Genomic DNA, 2,093 nt, shown 5'->3' on the forward strand with positions numbered 1-2,093 from the left:
GGTTTCGACGCTCGACGGATTTGGCGATTTTTCCCGCGCAATGCTCGCGGCAGCGGGCGGACTCGTCGCTTACCTCGATCATGTCGGGCGCGGGTCGCTGCCATTGCTTTTGCCCCCGGTCCTGCGCTCTGGTGCTTCCGGCATGGTGATGGATGAGGCTACACGCAGCAGTCTCGAAATCCTTGAAAGCGCGACTAGCGGACGCGCAGGCAGTCTGATCGCATCGCTTGATCGCTGTTCGAGCGGTGCGGGATCACGTTTGCTGGCAGAAGACCTTTCTGCACCCTTGCTGGACCGCAAAGCGATTGAGGCGCGGCTTTCGCTTGTGCAATTCTGGCGCGACCGGCCGATTGAGCGGGCGAACCTGCGCGATGCCCTGCGCTCGCTCCCAGATATTGGCCGCGCTTTGGGACGGGTGGTCGCAGGCCGAGGCAGCCCGCGTGATCTGGGGCAAGTGCGTGATGGTTTGAGTGAGGCGGCACGGCTGTATGATTGGCTGACGCGGGAGACGGATCGCCCTGCTTTGCTGGACAGCCTGTTGCCGCGCCTTGCCGGACACGGTGCGCTGACCGACTTGCTCAGCCGCGCGCTGGTCGCATCGCCGCCAACTGAGCGTTCGAACGGCGGTTTTGTCGCAGAAGGCTACGACGCTGCTCTGGATGAACTGCGCGAAGTCTCTGGCAATGCGCGCCGCGCGATTGCCGCGATGGAGGCACGATACCGCGACGAAACTGGCATCGCCTCGCTAAAAATCAAACACAATGGCGTGCTCGGCTATTTCATCGAAGTGCCCAGCCGTCACGGCGATGCATTGATGGCGGCAGACAGTGGCTTCACCCACCGCCAAACTATGAAGGGCGCGGTGCGGTTCAATTCGCTAAGCCTGCACGAAGAAGCCACGCGCATTTCCGAAGCTGGCGGGCGCGCACTCGCCGCAGAAGACGCGCATTTCGAAGAACTCGTCGGCGACGTCTCTGACGCACGCGAAAGCATCGCTGCGACTGCCGCAGCGCTCGCGCGGATCGATGTCAGCGCCGCCAATGCCGAGCGCGCGGCGGAAGGCGATTGGTGCCAGCCGGACATAGAAGACGCGCCGGGCCTCGCGATCGCAGGCGGGCGGCATCCTGTAGTCGAGGCGGCATTGGCGAAGGCGGGGGATCGGTTTGTCGCCAATGATTGCACGCTTAGCGAGAATGACCGGCTGTGGCTGATTGGCGGTCCGAATATGGGCGGTAAGTCGACTTTTCTGCGTCAGAATGCGCTGATTGTTCTGATGGCACAGGCCGGGTGCTTTGTGCCTGCAAAGTCTGCGCGCATCGGGTTGGTTGATCGTTTGTTCAGCCGTGTCGGCGCGTCAGACAATCTCGCGCGGGGCCGCTCTACTTTTATGGTCGAGATGGTCGAAACCGCCGCGATCCTTGCACAGGCGACCACCCGCAGCTTTGTGATTTTGGACGAGGTTGGCCGCGGGACATCGACCTATGATGGGCTGGCCCTTGCATGGGCTGTTGTCGAGGCAGTGCATTCGCGGATTGCCTGCCGCTGCCTGTTCGCAACGCATTATCATGAGCTCGCCCGATTGGCAGAGACATGCGAGCAGCTTTCGCTCCACCACGTTCGCGCGCGCGAATGGAAGGGCGATCTGGTGCTGCTGCATGAACTTGCAGAGGGACCAGCCGACAGATCTTACGGTCTTGCCGTGGCAAAGCTCGCCGGCGTCCCGACCCCCGTGATCAAACGCGCGCAGCAAGTGCTCGAAAAATTAGAGAATGCTCGCGAGGAAACTGGAGGTCTTGCTGCGGGACTGGGGGAATTGCCGCTATTTGCCGCCGCCGCCGCGCCTGAGCCTGAATTGACACCTCAAGATCTCCTCGCAGCGCGGCTGCGCGATACGGATATTGACGCGCTCAGCCCGCGAGAGGCGCTCGATTTGCTCTACGAGCTGAAGCGGGGAATTGATTGATCTGCGAATAGGCCAAGTCGAAAGCGGCGTTTGCACCAATCCTTAACCCCCTATTCGCTATGGCCATCGCCATGACGAAAAGTGTTTCAAAAAGTCACAAGACCTTGCTCGGCTTCGCTGGGGTAATGAT

General features: G+C 61.3%; 1 protein-coding gene. It reads left to right on the forward strand.

Annotated features, from left to right (window positions below; all coding sequences use genetic code 11):
- A partial coding sequence (gene mutS / locus ACSHXH_RS19525) for a DNA mismatch repair protein MutS (RefSeq protein ID WP_435673469.1) occupies positions 1 to 1,963 on the forward strand: 1,963 nt, incomplete at its 5' end.
- Positions 1,964 to 2,093 lie beyond the last annotated feature (130 nt).

It is taken from the genome of Marivita sp., from assembly GCF_051251565.1.
Lineage (GTDB): Bacteria > Pseudomonadota > Alphaproteobacteria > Rhodobacterales > Rhodobacteraceae > Marivita.